This is a genomic window from Aequorivita antarctica, from assembly GCF_007997155.1.
Classification (GTDB): Bacteria; Bacteroidota; Bacteroidia; order Flavobacteriales; family Flavobacteriaceae; genus Aequorivita; species Aequorivita antarctica.
The window spans coordinates 1-965 of sequence record NZ_VORT01000043.1 but is presented as its reverse complement, the minus strand read 5'-3'; the positions used below and the strand labels follow the sequence as shown (position 1 = coordinate 965).

Genomic DNA, 965 nt, shown 5'->3' with positions numbered 1-965 from the left:
AACGTTTAGTATAAAAGAAGTAGGGCTGTAAATAAGCGATTACCATTCGGATTATGCACAAGCCAAATCTTTTGCATTTTGTTTTATCTTATTTTTCTAAAAGCCAAATCAAAAGATTTGGCGACCTCGAAAATATGCCCGAACCATTGGGTTTAGCACTTACTTGCCCTATTTTTTTTATACATTGTTGCCAGTAGTTTTTTAGAACGTATTACAATCTATTTCATAACTTAATTCGGTTAATTCAGTTTCATCGGTTTGATATTGAATAGTTGGAGCAAAGTGAAAAATTGGATTATTTGTAGTGTAGTTTTCAATATACCAGAATTTGATATTTACTTCTGAATTTGGTCTAGCTTTTATTTCAAACGTGTTAAAGTTTTCGTAGGTTCCTTGAGTACCAAAGTCAGAGTTGTCGTTATAATATATATTAGTATTTAAAGGTGGTGTATGATTATTTAAAACCGTAAGATTAAATTTTATTTTAATTGGTAACCAAGCATTTAAATTTAAAATATTATTTTCTCCTTCAACTAAATTTGATGTGTCATAGTCGCGGTAAAATTCTCCAGTCGGTGTTACAAATTCATAAAAATAATTATTCGTTTCAGTTTCATTAAAAGCCATTCTATAACTTTCATCACTTCGTAAGTTGTAATCAAAATCTATTTGATAATTTCCATTAATATCTGAATTAGTAGTTGAAATTAATTTCGTACAATAATTCGGGCCAATTCCTCCATCAGGACAAGACCAAACTTTGATTAATTTTATTTCAAAATTCCCTACATTTATAAATCTATGGTAATCTTTAACATTTCCCGAAATTGTTGTAGGGATTCCTGGTAACTCTTCTCTAACTTGGTCATCATCTTTGTTACAAGAAATTAAGAAGACCATTGTTAATGTTAATATTAGGAACTTTATTATTTTCATAGCGTTATTTTTAAATTACTGGCAACGTT

Annotated in this window: 1 protein-coding gene; it reads right to left on the bottom strand. The window is 29.0% G+C overall.

Annotated features, from left to right (window positions below; all coding sequences use genetic code 11):
• Positions 1-201 precede the first annotated feature (201 nt).
• Positions 202-936, bottom strand: a complete 735-nt coding sequence (locus ESU54_RS17665; protein WP_111845841.1) for a hypothetical protein — start codon at positions 934-936, stop codon at positions 202-204.
• Between the last annotated feature and the right edge of the window lie 29 nt (positions 937-965).

Bases quoted from the DNA above. Each gene is read 5' to 3' on its own strand.
- ESU54_RS17665 (WP_111845841.1), bottom strand. From the start codon at position 936: ATGAAAATAATAAAGTTCCTAATATTAACATTAACAATGGTCTTCTTA.